At 73.1% G+C, this 21,276-nt stretch carries 20 protein-coding genes and 1 pseudogene; 11 read left to right on the plus strand and 10 right to left on the minus strand.

Going from position 1 to position 21,276, the window contains the following annotated elements:
- Positions 1 to 21: 21 nt before the first annotated feature.
- Complete coding sequence (locus tag CA984_RS07245) at positions 22 to 2,535, plus strand: molybdopterin-dependent oxidoreductase (RefSeq protein ID WP_086569543.1); 2,514 nt, start codon at positions 22 to 24, stop codon at positions 2,533 to 2,535.
- A 156-nt stretch (positions 2,536 to 2,691) separates the two neighbouring features.
- Positions 2,692 to 3,627 carry an FAD binding domain-containing protein gene (locus CA984_RS07250; protein ID WP_086569545.1) on the plus strand — a complete coding sequence of 312 codons (936 nt, stop codon included), beginning with the start codon at positions 2,692 to 2,694 and terminating at the stop codon, positions 3,625 to 3,627.
- A gap of 48 nt (positions 3,628 to 3,675) precedes the next feature.
- Here the strand turns inward: CA984_RS07250 and CA984_RS07255 are convergent, their stop codons facing one another.
- The 5 genes from CA984_RS07255 to CA984_RS07275 form a co-directional block, all read right to left on the minus strand.
- Positions 3,676 to 4,929 (minus strand): serine hydrolase domain-containing protein, encoded by a 1,254-nt coding sequence (locus CA984_RS07255; protein ID WP_086569547.1) that lies wholly within the window; start codon positions 4,927 to 4,929, stop codon positions 3,676 to 3,678.
- An 82-nt stretch (positions 4,930 to 5,011) separates the two neighbouring features.
- The gene (locus CA984_RS07260; RefSeq protein WP_086569549.1) at positions 5,012 to 5,686 is read right to left on the minus strand and encodes a response regulator; all 675 of its coding nucleotides are present in this window, start codon (positions 5,684 to 5,686) and stop codon (positions 5,012 to 5,014) included.
- Positions 5,683 to 6,903 (minus strand): sensor histidine kinase, encoded by a 1,221-nt coding sequence (locus CA984_RS07265; protein WP_207620769.1) that lies wholly within the window; start codon positions 6,901 to 6,903, stop codon positions 5,683 to 5,685. The genes CA984_RS07260 and CA984_RS07265 overlap by 4 nt, the downstream gene beginning before the upstream one ends.
- Positions 6,904 to 7,116: 213 nt before the next feature.
- Positions 7,117 to 7,683, minus strand: coding sequence for a type 1 periplasmic-binding domain-containing protein (locus CA984_RS07270; RefSeq protein ID WP_086569553.1), 567 nt, complete (start codon positions 7,681 to 7,683; stop codon positions 7,117 to 7,119).
- A 53-nt stretch (positions 7,684 to 7,736) separates the two neighbouring features.
- Entirely contained in the window at positions 7,737 to 8,498 is a 762-nt protein-coding gene (locus CA984_RS07275) for a 2OG-Fe(II) oxygenase (protein WP_207620770.1), read from the minus strand.
- 298 nt (positions 8,499 to 8,796) lie between these two features.
- Between CA984_RS07275 and CA984_RS07280 the strand changes: the two genes are divergently transcribed.
- Positions 8,797 to 9,981 carry an MFS transporter gene (locus CA984_RS07280; protein WP_086569555.1) on the plus strand — a complete coding sequence of 395 codons (1,185 nt, stop codon included), beginning with the start codon at positions 8,797 to 8,799 and terminating at the stop codon, positions 9,979 to 9,981.
- 282 nt (positions 9,982 to 10,263) lie between these two features.
- Positions 10,264 to 11,775 (plus strand): carboxylesterase/lipase family protein, encoded by a 1,512-nt coding sequence (locus CA984_RS07285; RefSeq protein ID WP_086569557.1) that lies wholly within the window; start codon positions 10,264 to 10,266, stop codon positions 11,773 to 11,775.
- A 13-nt stretch (positions 11,776 to 11,788) separates the two neighbouring features.
- Here the strand turns inward: CA984_RS07285 and CA984_RS07290 are convergent, their stop codons facing one another.
- Complete coding sequence (locus tag CA984_RS07290) at positions 11,789 to 13,099, minus strand: aminotransferase-like domain-containing protein (RefSeq protein ID WP_242675797.1); 1,311 nt, start codon at positions 13,097 to 13,099, stop codon at positions 11,789 to 11,791.
- A gap of 128 nt (positions 13,100 to 13,227) precedes the next feature.
- Here CA984_RS07290 and CA984_RS07295 point away from each other — a divergent pair, with 128 nt between their 5' ends.
- Positions 13,228 to 14,136 (plus strand): branched-chain amino acid transaminase, encoded by a 909-nt coding sequence (locus tag CA984_RS07295; RefSeq protein WP_086569561.1) that lies wholly within the window; start codon positions 13,228 to 13,230, stop codon positions 14,134 to 14,136.
- Positions 14,137 to 14,174: 38 nt separating this feature from the next.
- Here the strand turns inward: CA984_RS07295 and CA984_RS44480 are convergent.
- Positions 14,175 to 14,345: pseudogene (locus CA984_RS44480) on the minus strand (IS701 family transposase); the annotation flags it as partial.
- A 141-nt stretch (positions 14,346 to 14,486) separates the two neighbouring features.
- On the opposite strand from CA984_RS44480, the gene CA984_RS07305 reads away from it, so the two are divergent.
- The 4 genes from CA984_RS07305 (at position 14,487) to CA984_RS48600 (ending at position 16,174) form a co-directional block, all read left to right on the plus strand.
- Complete coding sequence (locus CA984_RS07305) at positions 14,487 to 15,053, plus strand: histidine phosphatase family protein (protein WP_086569565.1); 567 nt, start codon at positions 14,487 to 14,489, stop codon at positions 15,051 to 15,053.
- 43 nt (positions 15,054 to 15,096) lie between these two features.
- Complete coding sequence (locus tag CA984_RS45325) at positions 15,097 to 15,321, plus strand: hypothetical protein (protein WP_133061571.1); 225 nt, start codon at positions 15,097 to 15,099, stop codon at positions 15,319 to 15,321.
- Positions 15,322 to 15,669: 348 nt separating this feature from the next.
- Positions 15,670 to 16,035, plus strand: a complete 366-nt coding sequence (locus CA984_RS07310) for a hypothetical protein (protein ID WP_086569567.1) — start codon at positions 15,670 to 15,672, stop codon at positions 16,033 to 16,035.
- A 10-nt stretch (positions 16,036 to 16,045) separates the two neighbouring features.
- Complete coding sequence (locus CA984_RS48600) at positions 16,046 to 16,174, plus strand: hypothetical protein (RefSeq protein WP_278248991.1); 129 nt, start codon at positions 16,046 to 16,048, stop codon at positions 16,172 to 16,174.
- Positions 16,175 to 16,201: 27 nt separating this feature from the next.
- Here the strand turns inward: CA984_RS48600 and CA984_RS07315 are convergent, their stop codons facing one another.
- The 3 genes from CA984_RS07315 to CA984_RS07325 all read right to left on the minus strand — a co-directional run bounded on the left by CA984_RS07315 (position 16,202) and on the right by CA984_RS07325 (position 19,953).
- A complete protein-coding gene (locus tag CA984_RS07315; RefSeq protein WP_086569570.1) occupies positions 16,202 to 17,737 on the minus strand; it encodes an RtcB family protein in 1,536 nt (511 codons plus the stop codon).
- 216 nt (positions 17,738 to 17,953) lie between these two features.
- Complete coding sequence (locus tag CA984_RS07320; protein ID WP_086569572.1) at positions 17,954 to 19,372, minus strand: MFS transporter; 1,419 nt, start codon at positions 19,370 to 19,372, stop codon at positions 17,954 to 17,956.
- The gene (locus CA984_RS07325; protein ID WP_165781145.1) at positions 19,369 to 19,953 is read right to left on the minus strand and encodes a TetR/AcrR family transcriptional regulator; all 585 of its coding nucleotides are present in this window, start codon (positions 19,951 to 19,953) and stop codon (positions 19,369 to 19,371) included. The genes CA984_RS07320 and CA984_RS07325 overlap by 4 nt, the downstream gene beginning before the upstream one ends.
- Before the next feature lie 169 nt (positions 19,954 to 20,122).
- On the opposite strand from CA984_RS07325, the gene CA984_RS07330 reads away from it, so the two are divergent.
- Both CA984_RS07330 and CA984_RS07335 read left to right on the plus strand, forming a co-directional pair.
- Complete coding sequence (locus tag CA984_RS07330; protein ID WP_086569576.1) at positions 20,123 to 20,923, plus strand: hypothetical protein; 801 nt, start codon at positions 20,123 to 20,125, stop codon at positions 20,921 to 20,923.
- On the plus strand, positions 20,920 to 21,276 hold a 357-nt coding region (locus CA984_RS07335), incomplete at its 3' end, for a hypothetical protein (RefSeq protein ID WP_133061572.1). The genes CA984_RS07330 and CA984_RS07335, both read left to right, overlap by 4 nt.

The raw sequence follows: 21,276 nt of genomic DNA on the forward strand, positions 1-21,276 counted from the left end.
GACGACGTCAACAGGAGTGTCATGAAGATCATCGTGAACGGCGCCCCCGTCCTGCCGGACGCCGGCCCGGACGACGCGACCGTGGACGTCCTGCGGGACGGGCTCGGCCTCACCGGGGCCAAGGCCGCCTGCCGTACCGGGGTCTGCGGCGCGTGCACGGTCATGGTGGACGGCACCCCGCAGGTGAGCTGCCTGCTGCCGGCCGCGGCGGTGGAGGGGCGGCAGGTCACCACCGCCGAGGGGCTGGACCATCCCGTCCAGCGGGCGTTCGCGGTCCACGACGGCATGCAGTGCGGCTACTGCACGCCGGGATTCGTGGTGGAGGCCGCCGCGTTCGTGGACCGCTGGCGCGGCGAGCACGGCGACACCACGCCGCCGCGCGAGCGGATCGCCGCCGCCCTGGCCGGCCACCTGTGCCGCTGCGGGGCGTACGAGGGCATCTACGCGGCGGTCGCGGCCGCCTGCCGCGGCGAGCACGACGCCGCCACCGGAGCGCCCGCGCGGGTGGAGGCGATGGACAAGGTCACCGGCCGGGCCTGCTACACCACCGACGTCCGCCTGGACGGCCAGCTCGAAGGCGTGATCATCCGTTCGGCGAGGGCGCACGCCCGGGTCGTCGAGGTGAAGGTGGACGGCGCGCACACGGTCGACCTGCTCCCGTCCGACCGGGTCGTCCGCTACGCGGGCCAGCCCGTCGCCGCCGTCGCCGCTCCCACCCGCCGCGAGGCACTGGCCATCGCGGAAGGCGCGCGGATCGTCTACGACCCGATCCCCGCCGCGCTCGACGACGCGCCCGGCGCCCCGCCCGTCTACGACGAGTCGAGCAGGAGGCGCGCCCCCAGCTCCAGCGAGGGGATGAACCTGCCGGGCGGCTGGAACGGCAACGTCAAAGGCCCCTTCACCATGGCGAGCCGGCGCAGCCGTACCGCGCGGCGCAGGATCGAGGCCGCGCGGCGCCGCGCCGACCCGCTCCTGGTGACCGGGACGTTCACCACCGCGGTGCAGGTCCACACGCCGCTGGAGCCGCACGCGTGCGTGGCCCGCTGGGACGATCGGGGCGACCTCCACCTGCACCTGTCCACCCAGACGGTGGGCCTGGCCGCCGGGCAGGCCGCCAAGCGCTGGGACCTCGCCGCGGACCGGGTCCACGTCGTCGCCGACCACGTCGGCGGCGGCTTCGGGGCCAAGGTCGGGATCACCGCGGAGACGGTCGCGGCGGTCGAGCTGGCCCGGGTCTGCGGCGCGCCGGTGCGCGTGGTGCTGAGCCGCGCCGAGGAGCTCACCGACGCGGGCAACCGGCCCGGGACCCGCACCGACATCGCCCTGCTCACCGACGACAGGGGCGATCTCGCGGCCCTCGCCATGGACGTCCGCGGGCGCGGGGGAGTGGCGGTCGGGTCGGCCGTCGCGGTGCTCGCCCGCCTGATGTACGGCACGGCGCCCCGGCTGCTCCGCGACTCCGACGTCGTCACCAACGAGCCGCCCGGCACGCCGTTCCGCGGCCCCGGAGCGCCGCCCATGCTCTGGGCGCTGGAACAGGCCGTCGACGAGGCGGCCCACCGCCTCGGTGAGGACCCCGTCGCGCTGCGCCGCCGCTGGGACGGCAACCGCAAGCGGCACGCGCTCTACGACTGGGTCGCCGGCCTGCCGGTCTGGCTCGACCGGCCGGGGACCGGCTCGCAGACGGGCAGGTTCCGCCGGGGCGTCGGGGTGGCCGCCGCCAACTGGGCCTACATGGTCGACCCCGCGACCCAGGTGGAGCTCGAGGTCCGGGGGGACGTGGTCGTCGCCCGCACCACGGTCCAGGACATCGGGACCGGCACCCGCACCGTCATCGCCGAGGTACTGGGCGAGGAGCTCGGCCTGCCCCCCGAGCGGATCCGCGTGGAGATCGGCAGGACCGGCACCGTGCACGGCCCGCCCTCCATCGGCAGCCGCGCCACGACCTCGGTGGCCCCGGCCGCGCGGGACGCCGCGCGGCGCCTGCGGGCCCAGGGCCTCGCCGACGGCCGCAGGGTCGTCGGCAGGCGTCGCGGCGACCGGCGCGGCTATGTCACCCCCGTCGCGGTGGCCGGCATGGCGCTGGGCCGCGGGTTCAGCGGCGCCGTCCACGTCACCGAGGTCGAGGTCGACACCCGCCTCGGCGTGATCAGGCCGCTGCGGGTGTGGGCCGGGATCGCGGTCGGCCACATCTACAGCGAGCGGCTGGCGCGCGGCCAGTGCGAGGGCGGCATCGTCCAGGGCATCGGCTACGCGCTGCACGAGGAGCGTCACGTCGACCCGGTGACGGGAGCCGTGCTGACCACGAACCTGGAGGACTACCGGATCCCCGGGATCGGGGACAGCCCCGAGATGGTCGTCCACTTCCACCAGGACGGGTGGGACCACGTCAACGGCGGCGGCGTCGGGGTGGGCGAGGTCTCCACGATCGGCGTGGCCGCCTCGGTGGGCAACGCCGTCCACAACGCCACCGGCTGGCGCCCCCGTGATCTGCCCATCCGGCCTGATCGGCTTCTTGAGGGGATCGGCGGTTGACCGTTCTCAGCGGCCTCGGCCGGCGTCCCCGTGGCCTGCCCGTCCGGCCTGGCCGGCTTCTTGAGGGGATCGGCGGTTGACCGTTCTCAGCGGCCTCGGCCGGCGTCCCCGTGATCTGCCCGTCCGGCCTGACCGGCCTCTCGAAGGGATAAGACGTTGACCGTCCTCACCGACCTCGACCAGGCCGCCCAGCACACGGGCGAGTTCCGCGCGGGCGGCACCGATCTCATGGCCCGCCGCCCGGCCGGGCCGTACGTGGACCTGCACGGCCTTCCCGGACTGTCCGGCCTCACCTGGCGGCCGGACGGCTCCGTCCGGATCGGCGCGCTGACCACGGTCGCGGAGCTGGCCGGCGACGTACGGCTCCGCGCCGCCCATCCCGGCCTGGCGCTGACGGCGCAGGCCCTCGCCACCCCCCAGATCCGGGCGGTGGCCACCGTCGGCGGCAACCTGCTCCAGCGCAACCGCTGCTGGTACTACCGCAACCCGTCCTTCTCCTGCCACCAGAACGGCGGCGACTCCTGTCCGGCCCGCGCGGGGCTCACCCTCTACTCCGCGGTGATCGAGACCGGCCCGTGCGTGGCCCCGCATCCCTCGTCGCTGGCGATGGCGCTGCTCGCGTGCGAGGCCTCCGTCGAGGTGCACGGCAGGGGCCCGTCGCCGGTCGGCGACCTGTACGGCGACGGCTCCGACCCCGCCCGCGACCACCTGCTCGGCTCGGGCGAGATCCTCGTCGGGATCGACCTGCCGCCGCCCGTGCCGGGAGAGCGGGCCGCCTACCACCGTGCGATCGGCAGGTCCGAGGCCGAATGGCCGCTGGTGGAGGCGGTCGCGCGGCTGGTCCCGGGCGGCGGCGGGATCGCCCTCGCCGCGGTGGCCGTGGGAGGCGTCGCCCGCACCCCGCTGCGCCTGCCCGAGGTCGAGGAGGCGCTCCTCGCCGGCGAGCCCCTCGACCGGGCGGCAGGGCGGGCCGTCGCCCGGTGCACCCCGACGGCCCAGAACGGCTACAAGGTCGCGCTGCTCACCGGGACGGTCCTGGAGGTGCTGGAACGCGCCGCCGGGGGCGCCGGGGGCAGCGGGGGCAGCGGATGAAGCTGGAACGCGCCGCCGGGGGCGGCGGATGAGCAGAAGGGCGGCCGGTCAGAAGTACTTCGAGGTCAGGTCGGTCGTCGGCCAGGTGGTGACCTTGTTGAGCTCGGCGTTCATGTGCGGGCTGAGCACGTCGAAGTCGAGCGTGCCCTCCTCCTCCCGCCGGTTGAACAGGGCCGCGTAGGTGAAGCCGTTCTGCAGCCGGGCGAGGTAGGTGTAGGTGCCCGGCAGCGATCCGTCGTGCCAGGTGTTGAGGTTGCCCGGCACCTGGCGCACCCACCAGCCGCCCCCGTACCAGGCGCCGTTCTCGTTGACGCCGATCTCCGGTTTGGCGAACATCCTCCCGATCGACGTGGCGTTGAGCACCGGCCCGGCGGCGTCGAAGACCCGCGAGAACCGCACCAGGTCGACCGCCGAGGCCAGCCAGCCGCCGCCGGCTCCCCGGTTGGCCATGCTGAAGCCGCCGTACGGAGCCGGCACGACCGTGCCCGATTCGTCCGTCACGGTCTTGGCGGTGTACTGCGAGGAGTAGACGACCTCGGTCGGCGCGGCCTCCGACCTGAGAACGCGGCCCAGTCGCATCCGGGTGATGCCGACCGGGGCGAGAAGCTTCTGCTTGACGTAGGACTCGTAGCTCGTGCCGGAGACCTTCTCGACGATCCGGCCGAGCAGCATGTAGCCGTAGTTGCTGTACGCCATCCGCGACCCCGGGGCGAAGTCGAGGGGCCGGGAGCCGGCGTAGCGGATGATGTCCTCCTGGCTGATCGGCAGCGGCGCGTCCAGCGTGGCGGAGATCTGGTGGTCCAGGTACAGGTAGTCCTTCGACACGTTCCGGTCCCAGCCGCCCAGGTGCTGCATCAGCCGGAGCACGGTGACCTGCGCGAGGCGGGGGTCGGCCTCGGCCGAGAGCCCGAGCAGCGTGGTGACCGGCGCGGACAGGCTGAGCTTGCCGTCCTGGACCAGCCGCATGATCGCGGTGGCGGTGATGTGCTTGCTCAGGCTCGCGATGCGGAACAGCGAGGTGGGGGTCACCGAGGGGAGGGCCTGCGATCCGTCCGAGTACTGGTACCCGCGGGCCAGGAGGATCTTGCCCTTCTTGGCGATCGCCAGCTGCGCGCAGGAGATGTTGCGCTCCGTGACGAAGGTCTTCATGACCTTGTCGAACCCGGCCAGCGCCGCCGGGGCGATCCCCGAGACGGTCACGACCGGCGCGGGCGCGGCCTGGGCGGGGCGGGCGCCCAGTGCGACGGCGGGCACGAAGCCCGCACTCGCCTTGAGCAGGTTCCGGCGGCTGAGCGTTGTCACTTGTGTCCCCCAAGGCGCAGACGTATCAGGAAGGTCAGCATTTTACGGATTTTTAGGCATACCGGAACTCGGGAGGTGATCCCTAGCGCGGCCGGCGCGACGCCACCGAGACCAGGCCGGTCTCGTAGGCGAGGATGACGAGCTGGGCGCGGTCGCGGGCGCCGAGCTTGCTGAGCAGCCGGCCGACGTGCGTCTTCACGGTCGCGAGGCTGAGGCGCAGATGGCCGGCGATCTCGGTGTTGGACAGCCCCCTGGCGATGAGCGCGAGCACGTCGCGCTCCCGGCCGGTGACGCCGCCGAGCTCCCCGGCGAGCGGCCGCGACGGTTCCGGACGCCGGGCGAACTCGGCGATGAGTCGGCGCGTCACCGTCGGGGCGAGCAGTCCCTCACCGGCGGCGACGACGCGGATCGCCGCCAGAAGCTCGCCCGGCGGCGTGTCCTTGAGCAGGAAGCCGCTGGCACCCGCCCGCAGTGCCGCGTAGACGTATTCGTCCAGGTCGAACGTGGTGAGCATGAGGACACGCACGCCCGCGGTGTCGGCCGAGCCGCAGATGCGCCGGGTCGCCTCGATGCCGTCCATCTCCGGCATGCGCACGTCCATGAGCACCACGTCCGGGTGCTCGCCGCGGGCCAGGGCGACGGCCTCCGCCCCGGTCGCGGCCTCGCCGACCGCCGTCAGGTCGGGCGCGGTGTCCACCAGGAGGCGGAAGCTGCCGCGCAGCAGGGCCTGGTCGTCGGCGACCAGCACGCGGATCACACCGTCCTCCCGCCGGGCCCGCCGTACGGCGTGCTCCCGCCGTAGGGCGTGCTCCCGCCGTAGGGGAGCCGCGCCGACACCCCGAACCCGCCCTCCGGCCGTCGCCCGGCCGCGAAGGACCCTCCGTACAAGAGGACCCTCTCCCGCATTCCGGCCAGCCCCTGGCCCGGCTGTCCCGGCAGGACCCGGTGGCCCGGGCCGTCGTCGGTCACCTCGATCCGCGCCTCCCGCCCGTCCGCCTCGACCAGCACCCGGCAGCGCGCCGGCGCGGCGTGCCTGACCACGTTGGTCAGGGCCTCCTGCACGATCCGGTAGACCGACAGCCCGACGCCCTCCGGCAGCGCGGCCGCGGTGACGTCCAGCTCGACGCGGACACCGGCCAGCGCCGCCCGGTCGGCCAGTCCGGGCAGGCCGGCGAGACCGGGAGCGGGGGAGAGGTCGGAGACCGTGTCCGGCGCCGTGCCGGAGCGCATCACGCCCAGCAGGTGGCGCATCTCGGTGAGCGCTCCCCGGCTGGTGGCCTCGATGACGCGCAACGCGTCCCTGGCCTCCTCCGGCCGGGCCTGCGCGACGTGGTTGGCGATCCCCGCCTTGACCGCGATGAGGCTCATGCTGTGCGCGACGACGTCGTGCATCTCGCGCGCGATGCGCAGGCGCTCCTCGGTGACCGCCCGGTCGGCGAGCTGCTCGGCCGAACGCGCCGCGTACGCGCGCCGCTCGCGCACGGCGCGGCCGACCGTCCAGGTGCCGCTGAGGAGCGCCACGCACAGGAGGAGGTCGCCGAGGAGGCGCAGCCACCCGGTGGGGGCGGAGCCGCCCGCCACCGACAGCATCAGTACGGCTGCCGCGCCGCACACGCCGATCGTGATCGTCGGCTCCCACCGGAGCCTGGGCCGGGTGAGCGCGACGAGGTAGAGCGCGAAGGCCGCCGCGGCGAACCCGTCGTGCACCAGGCCGAGGAGCAGCGCCGCCAGGGACGTCCCGAGGGCGAGGACGAAGGCGGGCAGCGGCCACAGCCGCCGCAGGGCGAGCGCCGGCCCGGTCGCGGCCACGAGCAGGCACTGTGCCCACATCGGTACCTCAGCGACGGGGCGCGAGGCCGCGAACGTCAGGAACACGATCGTGTACGCCGCCCCGGCCAGAGCGTCGAGCGCGATGAGCTGACCGCGGCTCCACCGCCGGAGGAACAGCGAGTCGTCCACGTTGAGATCGTCCACGCTGAGACGGTATCCGCCCGGGTCCCGATCCTGCCTCCACCCAGGGGACGTCATCCTCAGGTCTGACTTCCCCGCGAGGCGGGGCCGCCGCCCGATCCCCGCTCCGCGCTCGCCGGCGGATGCCACGCCGGCCCGGTGAGGGCGTCCGCGCGCCGTACGGAGGGTCCGCGGCGGTGGCGGCCGGAGTGAGGGGTGGGCGGCGGGACGGGGTGATCACCACGGGCTCTCTCCGGGGTGCGGGTAGTAGGTGATCAGACCTCGGCCGATCCGCCAGGCGCTGCCGTCCGCCGCCACCCCGCGCATGCCCTCCAGCGTGGCCGGCCCGGCCAGCTCCACGACCCGCACGTCGCCCAGGCAGGCGAAGCCGTAGGTGCGCCGCGGCTCCCAGCCGGTGCTGTGCCGCAGCCGGCGGCTCATCTGCGCCCACCCGAGCGCGGTGCCGGCCACCACCCACGCGTCGGGGTCGCCGGCGGTGAACCGCCGCGCCGGGCGTAGCCAGGAGGCGGCCTCCTCGGGCCAGTCGACGACCGCCGGCACGGTCCCGCCCGTGCCCTCCCAGCTCCGGACGAACGCCTGCGCCGCCGCCCGGGAGACGGCGTCGCGGCCGTGGCCGACGGTGACCGTCTGGACCCGTGGCCGGGCCGCGGTCAGCAGGTCCAGCAGCGCCGCCGTCTCGGCGGGGGTGTGCCCGGCGGGTCGCCCCGGAGCGGCGGCTCCCGAGGCGTCGCCCCGGCGGATCAGCGGTGAACCCGATCGGGTGGTTCTTTCGGTGACGGTCATGTCGTGTGCTCCCTGTCGATCTTCCAGGCGGTGTGTCGCACGGCCGTCCCCCTTCAGGCCGCGTCGTGGAAGACCAGGCCCAGGGTGTGGCGGATGCCCGAGCGGACGGTGCTGACGCCGTGGCGGACCGGGGCGGCCGACCAGCCGCGCGCCGACTCCACGGGACGGTCACGGGTGGTGAAGACCAGCCCGTGGCCCTGCCGGAGCAGGGTCGAGGTGCCCCGGGACTGGGCGCGGGGCCGCTGCTCGACCATCAGGAACTCCCCGCCCGTGTGGTCGGCGCCGGGCTCGTCCAGGCCGATGACGACCTGCAGGGGGAAGACGAGGTCTCCGTAAAGGTCGCGGTGGAGCGCGTTCCAGTCGCCCTGCCGGTAGCGCAGCAGGATCGGCGTCGGCTTGGTCTGCCCGGCCGCGTGGCACATCTCCAGCCACTCGTCCAGGGTGTCGGGCCACGGCGCGCTCCTGCCGAGCTTGGCAGCCCAGTCGCGGGCGATGGGCAGCAGACGCGGATAGAACGCCTGCCTCAGTTGCCGCACCGGTTCGGGGAACGGGCTGTCGAAGTAGCGGTACTGCCCGGATCCGAACCGGTAACGGGCCATGTCGACGGTCGAGCGGAAGCGCCACGCCTCCTCGTACAGCGCGGAGAGCTCCGCGCACTCGGAGGGGCCGAGGAGCCGTGGGGTCAGGGCGCAGCCGTGGGCGTTGACCTCGTCCGTCACGCCGGCCCAGTCGACCTGGCCGACCCGGGTGGCGAGGTCGGCCTCGTCGGCCGTCACGGCCACCGTGCCGCCGGTCTGCCGGGATGGGGTGTGCATGAGTGGCCTCGATCCCTTCGGGGAAGTTGTCGTCTCATCTGGTAAACGTCCCGGGGTGGCCGGATGTGAGGTCCCGGTCTCAGATGGGCCGAGAGCCTGGTCGCTCCGTATGGACGGCTCGCATGAGAGAGCCTGGTCACTCCGCAGGGACGGCTCGTATGAGAGAAGCCGCCCTGCCTGCCGTACAGGGGACCGTACACCGGCGGTTCTGCTGCGAGCCAGTTACCCGCGTTTGCAATTATCGCGCGTCAACAACTATTGTCGGCGCTTGTACTCGTCGCCCGTAAATGGAGGGCTCATGCCTCTCGCCTTGCTCGCGCTGGCCATCGGTGCCTTCGGCATCGGCACCACGGAGTTCGTCATCGCGGGCCTGCTCCCCGAGGTCGCCCGCGACTTCGGCGTCTCCATCCCCACGGCCGGCTACCTCATCTCCGGCTACGCGCTCGGCGTCGCGGTGGGCGCCGCGCCGATGACCGTCCTCGGCACGCGCATGCGGCGCAAACATCTGCTCCTCGCCCTCATGGTGATCTTCATCCTGGGTAACGTGCTGTCCGCGCTGGCGCCCACCTACGGACTGATGATGGCCGGCCGCATCGTGGCCTCCTTCACCCACGGCGCGTTCTTCGGCGTCGGCGCGATCCTGGCCGGCGACCTGGTCGCCCCGGGCAGGCGGGCCAGTGCCATCGCCCTGATGTTCACCGGCCTCACCCTCGCCAACGTGCTCGGAGTACCGATGGGCACCTTCATCGGCCAAGCCTTCGGCTGGCGCGTCACGTTCTGGGTCGTGGCCGGCCTCGGTGTCGTCGGCCTTCTCAGCATCGCCGCGCTCGTGCCCGTCCAGCCCCGCCCCGCGAGCACCGACATCGGCGCCGAGCTGGCCGTGTTCCGCAACCCGCAGGTGTGGCTGGCCATCGCGATGACCGTTCTCGGGTTCGGCGGCGTCTTCGCCTCCTTCACCTACATCGCGCCGATGATGACCGAGGTCGCCGGGTTCTCCGAGGGGGCGGTCAGCTGGCTGCTGGTGCTCTTCGGCGTCGGGCTCGTGATCGGCAACCTGCTCGGCGGGCGTCTCGCCGACCGCGCCCTGATGCCCAGCCTCTACGCCCTGCTGGCCGGCCTCGCGCTCGTGCTCGCCGTCTTCACCCTCACCTCCCGCGCCCAGATCCCCGCCGCGATCACGGTGTTCCTGCTCGGCGCGTTCGGCTTCGCGACCGTCCCGCCCTTGCAGAAGCGAGTCCTCGACAACGCGGCGGCGGCTCCGACGCTGGCCTCCGCCGTCAACATCGGCGCGTTCAACCTCGGCAACGCCCTGGCCGCCTGGCTCGGCGGCCTGGTCATCACCGCCGGTCTCGGTTACACCGCCCCCAACTGGGTCGGCGCGCTGCTCGCCGCCGCCGCCCTCGCCCTGGCGGCCCTCTCCGGGCTGCTCGAACGCCGTACGGTGACGGCCGCCGCTCCCCGGTCCGAGATGCAGCCGGTCTGACCGCTCCCCAGACCGGGGATTCGCCGCGGTGGCTCCTCCAGCGCCTCCAAAGCCTCCAGCGCCTCCACGGACCTGGGGTCCCGGGGCGCCGGCGGCGGATCCGGCCTCCCGGCCGTCGCCCCGGCCGGGGCGCGTAATTCGTTTGTCCGGCGCCGCTCCGCTCTGGAAGCATGCTCCGTCCGCCGGAACGGCAGGCGGCCGGGAGGGCAGCCGGTGGCCGGTGGTCAAGGAGCCGGTCGTGGCCGTCGAGTCGGCGGCCGGTGGTCGTGGGACAGGGGGCGCATGGACAGGGCGACGGCGGGCGAGGTCGTGGCGACGACGGGCGGACGGGTGCGGGGCCGGAGGGTGGCCGGCGGTGTCCGCGCCACGCTCGGAATCCCCTACGCGGCCCCGCCCTTCGGCGCCGGGCGGTTCCGGGAACCGCGGCCCGCACCGGCCTGGGGCGGTGTGCGGGACTGCGACCGGTTCGGCCCCGTCGCGCCGCAGTCGGCGCGGTTGCCCGGGGCTCCGCCGTGGTCCCCGGACCAGGAGGACATGCTGAGCGTGAACGTGTGGGCCCCCGAACGGGCCGCGGGCCCGCTCCCCGTCCTCTTCTGGATTCACGGCGGCGCCTACACCTTCGGCTCCTCGGCGCAGCCCGAATACGACGGCGCCGAACTGGCCCGCGCCGGGCTGGTGGTGGTGACCTGCAACTACCGGCTGGGGTTCGAGGGGTTCGGCCACGTGCCCGGCCTCACCGCCAACCGGGGCCTGCTCGACCAGGTCGCCGCGCTGAGCTGGGTCCGCGACAACATCGCGGGCTTCGGCGGCGACCCCGGGAACGTCACCGTGGCAGGGCAGTCCGCCGGGGCGGGCTCGGTCGCCTGCATGCTGACCATGGACCGGGCGCGCGGGCTGTTCCGGCGCGCCATCGCCCACAGCGTGCCCGACGCCTACCACCCGCCCGGCCTCGCCGCGGGCCTGGCCCGGAAGGTGGCGGAGGCCGCCGGGATCCCCGCCACCGCGGGCGGGCTGCTCGCCGCCGCGCCGCATGTCCTGGTCGCCGCCTCCGACCGGGTGGTCCAGGACTACCGCGCCGACCCGGCCTCCGGCCCGCTGCACTACGACACCGTGATCTACGGGCCGGTTCTCGACGGGGACGTGCTCGCCACGGACCCGCTGTCCGCGCTCTCCGCGGGCACCGTGCGGGAGGTGGACCTGCTGCTCTGCCACACCACGCAGGAGTCCTGGCTGATGCACCGGACGGGGAGCATGCCCCCGGTCACCGACGAGGAGGGGCTGGCCCGTTTCGCGGCGGACTTCGGCCTGCCCGGCGCCCTGGTGGCGGGCTACCGCGCGCTGCTGCCGGACGCGCCGGTGCTGGAGGTCTACCTCGCCATGGCCGGAGACGCGGTCTTCGCCGAGCACACCGCCGGGCTGGCACGGGCCCACGCCCGCGCGGGCGGGCGGGCCTTCCTGTCCCGCTTCGCCCGCTGCCGCACCTTCCCGGACGGCGACACGGCACGGCCGTGGCATGCCGCCGACGTCCCGTTCGCTTTCGGCAACCTGGACGCCGTCGGCGTGGACTTCCTGATCGGCGGCGCCCCCGACAGCCGGGACCGCGCGCTGTCCCGGCGGATGGTGCGCGCCTGGGCGGACTTCTGCGCGACCGGCGATCCCGGCTGGCCCCGGCTCACCACGGCCTCCGCCCCGGTGCGGTCCTGGGGCGTGCCGGAGGACCGGGTGGCCGACGACGACGCCACCGCCGTCCACGCCCTGTGGCGCGGAGTGGTCCCCTCCCGGCTGCGGCTCTGACCGGGAGGCGGAGTCAGTCGCGTTCCTCCCAGGCGCGGACGAGACCGGTGACGGCCTGGTCGAGCAGCTCGGGCGGGAGGGCGAAGCTGAGGCGCAGGTGGTCGCGGTGGCGGCCGTCGGCGGAGAACAGCGAGCCGGGCGCGACGGCGACGCCGTACCGTCGGGTGAGCGCGGCGAAGCGGTCGGTGTCGACGCCGGGGAGGCGGGTCCACAGGGACAGGCCGCCGGAGGGCGGCGTCCAGGTCCACCCGGGGAGCCGGGCGGCCAGCGCGGCGGTGAAGTGGTCGCGGCGGCGGGCCAGCTCCGCGCGCCAGGGGGCGACGGGGTTGCGTTCGAGCAGTTCGGCCGCCAGACGCTGGGAGACGGCGCTCGTGGCCAGATCGGACTCCTGCTTGGCCTCGGTCAGGCGGGCCAGCAGCGGCTCGGCGGCCTCCAGCCAGCCCAGCCGCAGTCCGCCCCAGAGCACCTTGGACAGCGAGTTCACGGTGACCGTGCCGTACGGGTGAACCGTCGCGAGCGGGGCCGGAGGCTCACCCTCGTAGACGAGCTCGGCGAGGGTCCTGTCCTCGACGATCGTCACGTCCTGCGCGCGGGCGAGCTCGGCGACGTGCCGCAGGTCGGGGACGGCGCCGGTCGGGTTGCCGACGCTGACGACGTAGACGAGGGCGGGCCGGTGGCGGGCGATCGCCGCGCCGACCGATCCGGGATCGGCCAGGTCGACGGGTACGGTGTGCGCTCCCGCCCGCCCGAGGATCGTGAGGGCGCCGCCGTACGTCGGGTCGTCCACCAGCACCCGGTCACCCGGGCGCAGCAGGACCCTGACGGCCAGGTCGATGCCGTGCTGGGCGCCTCCGGTGACCAGCACGTCCCCGCCGAGCATGGCCCGCAGCCGGGGGTCGCCCCTGGTGTCGTAGCCGTGGCCGCTGGGCGTGCGCATGAGCTCGGCCGGGTCGAGCGGGGGCAGGACCAGATGGGAGGGGTCGGGCACGACGGAGGTGGACAGGTCGGCGAGCACCGCGCCCGCGTTCAGCAGCCCGGTGAACGAGGGCGCCTGGAGCAGGTAGGTGCCGCTGCCGTGCCGGCGCTCGCAGAGCCCCTCGTCGCACAGGGCGTTGAAGGCGGCGGCGACCGTGCCGCGGCTGAGGCCGACGGCCTGTGCGAGGTCGCGTTCGGACGGCAGCCTGGTGCCGGGGGTCAGCGCGCCGATCTCGGCGAGGTCGGTCAGCGCGCCGGCGAGCCTGCGGCCGGCGGGCTCCCTTCCCTGGCGCAGCCGCAGCCGGTCGCGCACGAGGACGGCGAACTGGTCCAGATCTTCACTTCCCACCCGGCCATTATGCCGTCGCGTGATCCGATACGCCCTTGCGTGGACCACTGTGCCGTCGATACTTTGCCACTTATCAATCAAGTGGCTCATATTTATGAGCTGGAAGATGTCACTTCGGGGAGGGTTTGATGGCGCTGCGGGAAGCGGAAGCGATCTGGATGGACGGTGCGCTGGTCCCCTGGGGCGAGGCGCGCGTCCACGTGCTGTCGCACGCGCTGCACTACGGAACCGCCGTGCTCGAAGGAACCAGGACCCACGACACGCCCGACGGGCCCGCGGTCTTCCGGCTCGACGCGCACCTCGACAGGCTCTACCGGAGCGCCAGGATCATCGGTCTGGAGATCCCCTACGCGCCCGCCGAGCTCCGTGCGGCCACCCTGGAGACGGTCGCCGCCAACGGCCACTCCTCCTGCTACATCCGTCACCTCGTCCACCGGGGCTACGGAGAGATGGGCGTCGCGGCCCGCGGCTGCCCGGTCACCGTCTCGATCGCCACCTGGGAGTGGGAGGCGCTGCTCGGCGAGGGGGTGCGTCTGATGACCAGCTCCTGGCGGCGCAACGACCCGGCGGTCGTGCCGACGTCCGCCAAGGCGACGGGCCCCTACCTCAACTCGGTCCTGGCCAAGGCCGAGGCGCTTGACGCGGGATTCGACGAGGCGGTGCTGCTCAACGCGGCAGGCTACGTCAGCGAGTGCACGGCGGCCAACGTCTTCACGGTCCGCGGCGGAGTGCTGTCGACCCCGCCCTCCAGCGCGGGAGCCCTGGAGGGCATCACCCAGGACACGGTCGAGCGGCTCGCCGCCGACCTCGGCCTGCCGGTGCTCACGCGCGACCTGCTCCGCGCCGACCTCTACACGGCGGACGAGATGTTCCTGTGCGGTACGGCGGCCGGGATCGTGCCGGTCCGATCCGTCGACAACCGCGAGCTCGGCGGTCCGGGCCCGGTCACGGCCAGGCTCATCGACGTCTACGACGCCGCCGTCCACGGCCGCGACGACCGCTACCGCCACTGGCTGACCCCCGCCGGGCCCCGCTGACCGCGGTCTCCGGCGTGGTGCGCAGCTGGATGCTGGAACAGCAGGTGCCTCATCCCCTCCGGAGTCCGGTCTCCGGCATGTTCGGCGAGCGTCCGGCAGCTCTTGCGCGGCAGCTCCGCGAGCAGTCCAAGCAACATGGCCCGCGCCCGCCGCCGCGGTTCTACGCGGGAGAACCTGTCGGCGATCCGGCTCGTGAGCTCATCGGACATCAACCGCCGGCGCGAGGCCGTTGCGCTATCGCCTGCGGCCACCCCATGATCTTCGTCTGTCAGCACAACGATCGGTGATCGTGGTGACCGCACGTGTTCGTTGCGCTCGCCACCACACCGCCTTGTCGAGGAGGACGTCTCATGCGTTGGCTGGACGTGCGCCGACACAGCTTGACCAAGAAGGGCGCGATGCGCGGCCGGGGATCTCATCTGTCGGCCGACGGCATCGCCCTGGCCCGTTTCATCGGTTCTGGAGCCGGCCCCTACGAGCGCGTCGTCACCAGTTCGTCCCCGCGGGCGGTCGAGACCGCCGTCGCGATGGGGTTCGCCGTCGACGACACCATGGAGATGCCGTCAGGCTACGTATCCGGAGAGATCCCCCGGCACGCGCAGTGGGACTGGACCAAGCCGTACCAGCGGATCGCGGGCATCATCCGGAAGGGGCGTGCCGCGGCGGCCGTGGCCGAGACTCACCACGCGATCTGGGCCGACACGGTGGCCGGTGTCGCGCAGGGCGGGTCGGCGCTGTTGATCGGGCACGGAGGGGCGATCGAACTGGCGTTGGTGGCGTGTTTGCCGGACGCTCCGCACGACACGTGGGGAACGCCGTTCGCGCACTGCGATGGCGTCCGCCTCGGCTTCATCGACGGTCACTTTGTCAGCGCCGAGTTCTACCGGGCCCCACAGAGCCCTCCCCAGCTGGACTGAAGATCGCTGAGTACGGCTGGAGTATTAGATCCTGCTGGAATGGATGACTTATACCCAAAAAATCATCAAAAGTGGATCCACGCGCTCGGCCGCCGGGGCTGCTTCTCCCACCGGCGATGGCAATCCGACCGTCATCAACACGGGAAACGGCAAAGCAGATTTCTGCGCATCAAGAGATAATTCTACGATCGGGCCGACTGTGTCGATTCCGCATCGCCGATTCAAGATTTCGATCCTGGCGGGCTCCATGGAGTGGCACGGAGTTTGAACGTCAGAGATTCATCGTCCAGACGGAAAGACGCAGGCAGCTGAAACTTTCCGGGCGTCTGGATCGACATAGGAGAGCTCTCCCGACGGGAGAGGCGAACTGAAATTCCATTCCATGTATTCTGTCGCGGCCGGCGCCGCGGAAGCCTGAGACCGGTTGGGGTAGATCAGACAGCGGCTGATCTTCAGACGTTCGGTTGCCGGTTGCCAAGGCCGCTGGACGGTCACATCCTCGGACGCACCCTCTGCTCGCTCTGCTCCTCTGCAGAGCGACGGAGTGCGAAGAGTGAACCTTTTTCATCCTCGTGCGACCTCGTAGTCCTGCCGTGGCACATGTGAAGATGACCGAATGATCGAAAAAATCCGCGCGGAAAAGCCTGCGTTACGCAGAGCCGCGTATTTGGGGGCGGCGCTCTTGGCTGTCGTCCTCGTCGTGTCCCTGATCTGGGCCGAGGACCTGCGCTTCACCCACTCGGCAGGGAATATGGAGGCGGTCGCCCGCACGCTGGGGGAAGGCGTCGAGCTCAGAGATCAAAGCATCGGAAGCCTCTCGTTCGAGTTCGTTCGGCGGGAGAACGCCATGGTCTACTTCTACCGGGGCAAGGACCGGGGAGGGAACGGCTACGGCTATGTCTGGAGCCCCGCGAGCCGACCGGGCGATGTCCGGCATGTGGAAGGGCCTTGGTACGAATTCCGGGACGACGCGCACCAGTAGAGAACCTGACGTGGCCGGGCAGGTCCGGATCGGCTCACGCGACGGTCGTGATGACGTCGCCGCCGACCACCAGGCCGAAGAAGGCCGTGGCGCCTCGGCGCACACCGCCCGGCGGGGCAGCGGCCGGCTGAGGACCTGAAGGCGTTCCTCGGCACCCCTCAGCCGGTCACCCCTTGACGGTCAGCAGCGGTCGCAGCTCGACGACGGGTTCGGCGACCCCGGCCCTGCGGAGACTTGAGACGACGGGGCCGATGTCCTTGTAGACCCAGGGCGCCTCCTGCTTGAGGTCGCGGCGCCACGCGGCCATCACGTCGGAGCGGCGGGTGACGGCCGGGTCACGGTGGTCCAGCGGGGTGACCACCCGGAAGTCACGCAGGAAGGCGTCCAGCTCGGCGTCGCCCGCCTGGGCGGCGGCGCCCCGGCGCACGCGGCGACCGGCGCCGTGGCAGGCGCTCGCCAGGGTCCGGGGGCTGCCGTGACCGCGCAGCACGTAACTGGCCGCCCCCATCGAGCCCGGTACGATGACGGGCTCGCCCCACATCGCGTACGGCCCGCCCGCCGCCTCGGCGTATCCGCCCGCCGGCGTCGCGCCCTTGCGGTGTACGACTTGTCCGTCGTCGTGCTGCCACAGCAGGTTGTGCGGGGCGTCGTACACGAGGTCGGCGGAGAGTTCCCCGCACTCGGCGGCCAGCCCGGCGCGCAGCATCAGCGACAGGAAGAACCGGTTGCCCACCGCGAAGTTCGCCGCGTTGCCGAACGCGTCGAGGTAGCGCCGCCGCGCCGGTGCGGACCGGCCGTCCGTCATCAGGGGGATGATCCTGTTGTCAGGCAGGGGGACGCCTCCGGGCCATGCGGCTCTGGCCTGGTCCAGTCCGGACGCGTTGGCCTGATGTCCCAGCGACAGGGAGCCGCTGTGCACCATCAGCACCACCTGGCCGAGGCTGAAGCCCCAGCCGTGGGCGGCCTGCCGGTCGTGGACGGCCGACACGTACTGCAGCTCCGCGAAATGGTTGCCGCCCCCGACGCTGCCGATGATGCTGTCGAAACTCGTGCCGCCCGCGCTGTGGATCCAGTCCCGGAAGGCGTCGGCGTTCGTCGTCGGGTACCGCGATCCGTGGATCCGGCCGGGCTGGGCGTCGCCGGGCCGCAGCGCCGACCAGATCCCGTCCGCCCGCTCCGGCACGCCGGCGCCGAGCAGTCCCGGAAGGCCGTCGCGGAGCAGCGCCTCTCGCTGGAGACCGGACAGCGCGATGCGCCGGCCGCCCTCGAAGAACAGGTGCCGTAGCCGGCGCTCCAGCGCGTCCAGCCGCGGGCGCACCTGGTCGGCGGTCAGGGACGTCGTCTCCAGCCGCATGCCGCAGTTGATGTCGTTGCCGACCGCCTGGGGGAGCAGCGCGCCACGCGTCTGCAGCACCGTGCCGATCGGGATCCCGGCCCCCTTGTGGAGGTCGGGGGTCAGCACGACCCGGCTGATCGCCGCTTCGGTGTGCCCGGTCACCGCGCCCAGCCGCTCCAAGGTGTCGGCGGTGGCGAGCACGGTGAGGATCTCGTCGATCGCGCTGGACTCGATCGGCACGTCGGTCCCGGCGCAGATGTCCACGGGGATGCCCCACCGGTTGGGCAGGTGGAGCCAGCTGTCGTCGGTGCGGATGAGCCTGGGGTCCTGCTGGAACGCGGCGGGACGCCGCTTGGAGGTTGCCATGGAGCCTTCCTGGTGGCTGCTGGTAAGAGAGATGCGAGGTCCGCCGCCATCCGGTGACGGGCATGCGGGACAGCGCCGGCACCTGGGCCGGCGGTGGACTCCCCGAGGTTCAGCAGCCGCGAGGTGAGATCAACTCTAGCGACGGAGCCCGGCACTCCCAACGGGTTTTCGGTCGCCGCCCGCCTTCGCCCCTGTCCGGCGTCCGGCGCCTCCGCGTCAGCGCCGGTGACCGTGGAGAACCGGCGCCGCCCGGCCGGGTAGTCCGGCCGCCGACAGCGCGCCGATCAGGGCTACGGCGGCGAGGACCACGAGCGTGGGGCCCATCGCGGAGGCGAAGGCGTCAGCGGTCCGGTGCGGCCCGTCGCCGTACGGCCGGCCCGCGGGGGCGGCGAGGGTCATCAGCGTCGTCGCCGCGGCGACGCCCAGTGCCGGGCCGACATTCATGGCGGTCTGCTGGAGCCCGCCGGCCACCCCGGCGGTGTCCACGGAAGCGTGGTGCACGATGACGGCTGTCCCGGTGACCATCACCGCGCTGAAACCGGCGCCCAGCACGAGAAAGCAGCCGCTGATCGCGAGGGAGGCCGGCGCCTGGCCGAGACGGGACAGCAGAAGGATGCCGAGGGCGAGCAGGGCCATCCCCGCGCCGGCCGTCCCACGTGGCCCCCACCGGCGCAGCAGCACGGCGCAGACCGGTGCGCCCAGCACCATCGTCGCGGCCAGCGGCAGAACTCTCAGACCGCTCTGAAGCGGGTCCAGCGCGAGAACGTCCTGCAGGAAGTACGTGCCGACGAACAGGGCGCCGAACAGGGACGCCGACGCGGCCACCAGGATGCCGAGAGCCGAGGTGACCGTTGCCGACCGGAGCACGCTTGACGGCACCAGCGGGCTCGTGGCGCGTCGTTCGTGCCGGACGAACGCGCCACCGGTGACTGCGACGGCGACAAGCCCGAGCGCGGTCGCCGCGGTCCAGCCGGTTTCCGGTATTTCGACGAGTGTTCGCACCAGGCAGGCCAGGGCCACCGCGAGAAGGCAGGCGCCGGGCAGGTCGAGCCGGACGCCGGAGACCTTCTCCTGCGCGGGGGGCCGGACGGCGAGAGTCAGCAGGCCGACCGCGAGCGCGGGGGCCACGTTGAGGAAGAAGACCGCGCGCCAGCCCAGGTGGGCGGCCAGTGCCCCGCCGACGATCGGCCCGGCGGCGGCCGCCACGCCGATGGCACTGGTGCGCAGTGCGATCGGCATGCCGAGCCGGTCACGCGGGTAAGCGGCGCGCAGTATCCCGAGGGTGGCCGGTTGCAGCAGCGCGCCGAAGATCCCCTGGGCGACGCGCAGGCCGATGACCCAGCCGATGTCAGGCGCCAGGCCGATACCCGCCGACGTGGCGGCGAAGCCCAGGATGCCGGTGGCGAAAATCCGCCGGTGGCCGTAGCGGTCGCCGAGGCGGCCGGCGAAGACGAGCAGGCTCGCCACGGCGATCAGGTATCCGGTGCTGGTCCACTGGACCTGCGCGAACGAGGCGTGCAGGTCCCGTTGCAGGGTGGGCTGCACGACGGTCAGCACGGTTCCGTCCAGGGCGACGATCATCGCCCCGATGACGCTGCTCGCAAGCGTCAGGCGCCGGTGTCCTTCGGAACTCACCGGTTCTCCGGTCCGAGGTGCGCGTCCAGCGCGGCGCGCAGCAGCGGTCCGGCGTCGTCGGCTCCCGTGGCGAGCCGGAGGCTGCCCCATCCCCACAGCTGGGCGATGCCGTGCAGATTGGCCCAGAGCGCGCCGGCGACGACCGGTGGCGCCGGGTCGGGCCGTGTCCGCGCCCGGGTGACGAGGTCGGTGAGGATGTCGAAGAGCGGCAGGCTCACCTCCCGCAAGCCGAGGTGGTCGCTCTCCAGCAGGTCATGGCGGAACATCAGCTCGAACATGCCGGGGTTGGCCCGTGCGAAGTCGAGGTAGACGCCTCCCAGTGCCAGGAGCCGGGCCCGGGGGTCCGCCTGGCTTTCCCCCGCCGTCTCGGTGACCCTGGCGGTCAGGTCGGCGAAGCCCTGACGTGCGATGGCCGACAGCAGGGCCACGTGGGTCGGGAAGTAATGGCGCGGAGCTCCGTGCGAGACCCCCGCCCTGCGGGCGATCTCACGCAGGGTCAGGGACTGCATCCCCTCCCTGGTCACCATGTCGACTCCGACCTCTATCAGACGGGCCCGGACGCCCATGTCCCGCTCACTCATAGACAGTGTCTACCAAACTGGGTAGACACTGTCTACTTCCAGCTCGCCGAAGATCATCTCGGATGTCGCCGCCTCATTACTGTCCGTTGCATTAATGTGACCCTCTGTGTTACCCCTATCGGGTCATGCGGCCGGGACGCGCGCCGGCCGGCGGAGGCGAGGAGGCACGATGGCATCTGCTCCCGATGACCCGGAACAGTCCGGGACGGATCATCTCCGGCAGGTCCACGACGCGGCGGCCGAGCTCGCGTGGACGGCGGAGGAGATCCGGCGGATCTGCGCGCGCACGACGGCGACACTGGCCGCCGCCGCCACACGTTCCCCGTGGTTCCCCGCCGGCATCCACTGGAGCCTGCTCCGCGCGCTGACCAACCGCGAGGGGCTCGGCTACGCCTTCGAAGGCGGGTGGTTCGGCGCTCGGGCCGCCCGCCTCGGCGCGCTGGCCGGGCGGAGCAGCCTCGCCACGCTGGTCGCCGTCACCTCCCTGCGGCTGCGGATCGCCGGTGTCCTGCACCGGAATCCGGAACTGGCCGCCGACCCCGTCATACGGCGGCTGCTCGACGCGGCCGGCGCGGATCGCGACGTCGAGGCGGTCCAGGCCGGCCGGGCGCTGTGCGGGGAGAAGGGCGCCACCGGGGCGATCGGCGGCATCGCGCCCGTCTTCGGCGAGGTGCTCGCGATGCGGGCGCCGCTCGACGAGAACCCCTTCAACGACCAGACCGGCTGGTCCGCCGCGACGGGCCGGGGACCCTCGTTCAACGACCAGACCGGCTGGTCCGCCGCGACAGGCGGGGGACCCTCACGTCCCGGCCGGGATGTCGTCGGCCCCGCCGTCTCCCCGGCCTCCGCCGCGCCGCGCCGTTCCCGGAGACTGCTGCTGGCCGGGGGCCTCGCCGGACTCGTGGCGGCCGTCGCCGTCACCGCGTGGCGCCGGCGTGCCCGCCGGGCCTCGCGTGGGTGGCGGGGATGAAGGTGACCCCGGGATACGGAGCGCTCGCCGAGCAACTGGCCGCCGACGCCGCGCGGCTGGCCGGCCACGCGGCCAGACTGCGCGACCTCGCCGCGCGTGTCCGGGGCAATCCGATCGTGCCCGAGTGGTTCGACGACCTGATCGGCGGGCAGATCGCCCGCTGCGCCGCCGCCTCCGCGGATCTGACCCGCGCCGCCGTGGCCACCCGTGACCGCGCAGCCAGGGAGCGTGACCGCGCCGCTGTGGCCACTCGTGACCGCGCAGCCGGGGAGCGTGACCGCGCCGCCGGGGAGGGAGCCGGCCTCACCCGGGCCGGCGCCGTTCCCCGCGACCGCGCCCCGGCACCCCCGGCA

Source organism: Streptosporangium minutum (assembly GCF_002149035.1).
GTDB classification, from domain to species: Bacteria; Actinomycetota; Actinomycetes; order Streptosporangiales; family Streptosporangiaceae; genus Streptosporangium; species Streptosporangium minutum.

Coding starts and splice junctions, on each gene's coding strand:
- CA984_RS07275 (WP_207620770.1), bottom strand. CDS start 8,498: ATGCACACCCCATCCCGGCAGACCGGCGGCACGGTGGCCGTGACGGCC.
- CA984_RS07285 (WP_086569557.1), top strand. CDS start 10,264: ATGGACAGGGCGACGGCGGGCGAGGTCGTGGCGACGACGGGCGGACGG.
- CA984_RS07315 (WP_086569570.1), bottom strand. CDS start 17,737: ATGGCAACCTCCAAGCGGCGTCCCGCCGCGTTCCAGCAGGACCCCAGG.
- CA984_RS07280 (WP_086569555.1), top strand. CDS start 8,797: ATGCCTCTCGCCTTGCTCGCGCTGGCCATCGGTGCCTTCGGCATCGGC.
- CA984_RS07305 (WP_086569565.1), top strand. CDS start 14,487: ATGCGTTGGCTGGACGTGCGCCGACACAGCTTGACCAAGAAGGGCGCG.
- CA984_RS45325 (WP_133061571.1), top strand. CDS start 15,097: ATGACTTATACCCAAAAAATCATCAAAAGTGGATCCACGCGCTCGGCC.
- CA984_RS07295 (WP_086569561.1), top strand. CDS start 13,228: ATGGCGCTGCGGGAAGCGGAAGCGATCTGGATGGACGGTGCGCTGGTC.
- CA984_RS07330 (WP_086569576.1), top strand. CDS start 20,123: ATGGCATCTGCTCCCGATGACCCGGAACAGTCCGGGACGGATCATCTC.
- CA984_RS07270 (WP_086569553.1), bottom strand. CDS start 7,683: ATGACCGTCACCGAAAGAACCACCCGATCGGGTTCACCGCTGATCCGC.
- CA984_RS07325 (WP_165781145.1), bottom strand. CDS start 19,953: ATGAGTGAGCGGGACATGGGCGTCCGGGCCCGTCTGATAGAGGTCGGA.
- CA984_RS07310 (WP_086569567.1), top strand. CDS start 15,670: ATGATCGAAAAAATCCGCGCGGAAAAGCCTGCGTTACGCAGAGCCGCG.
- CA984_RS07245 (WP_086569543.1), top strand. CDS start 22: ATGAAGATCATCGTGAACGGCGCCCCCGTCCTGCCGGACGCCGGCCCG.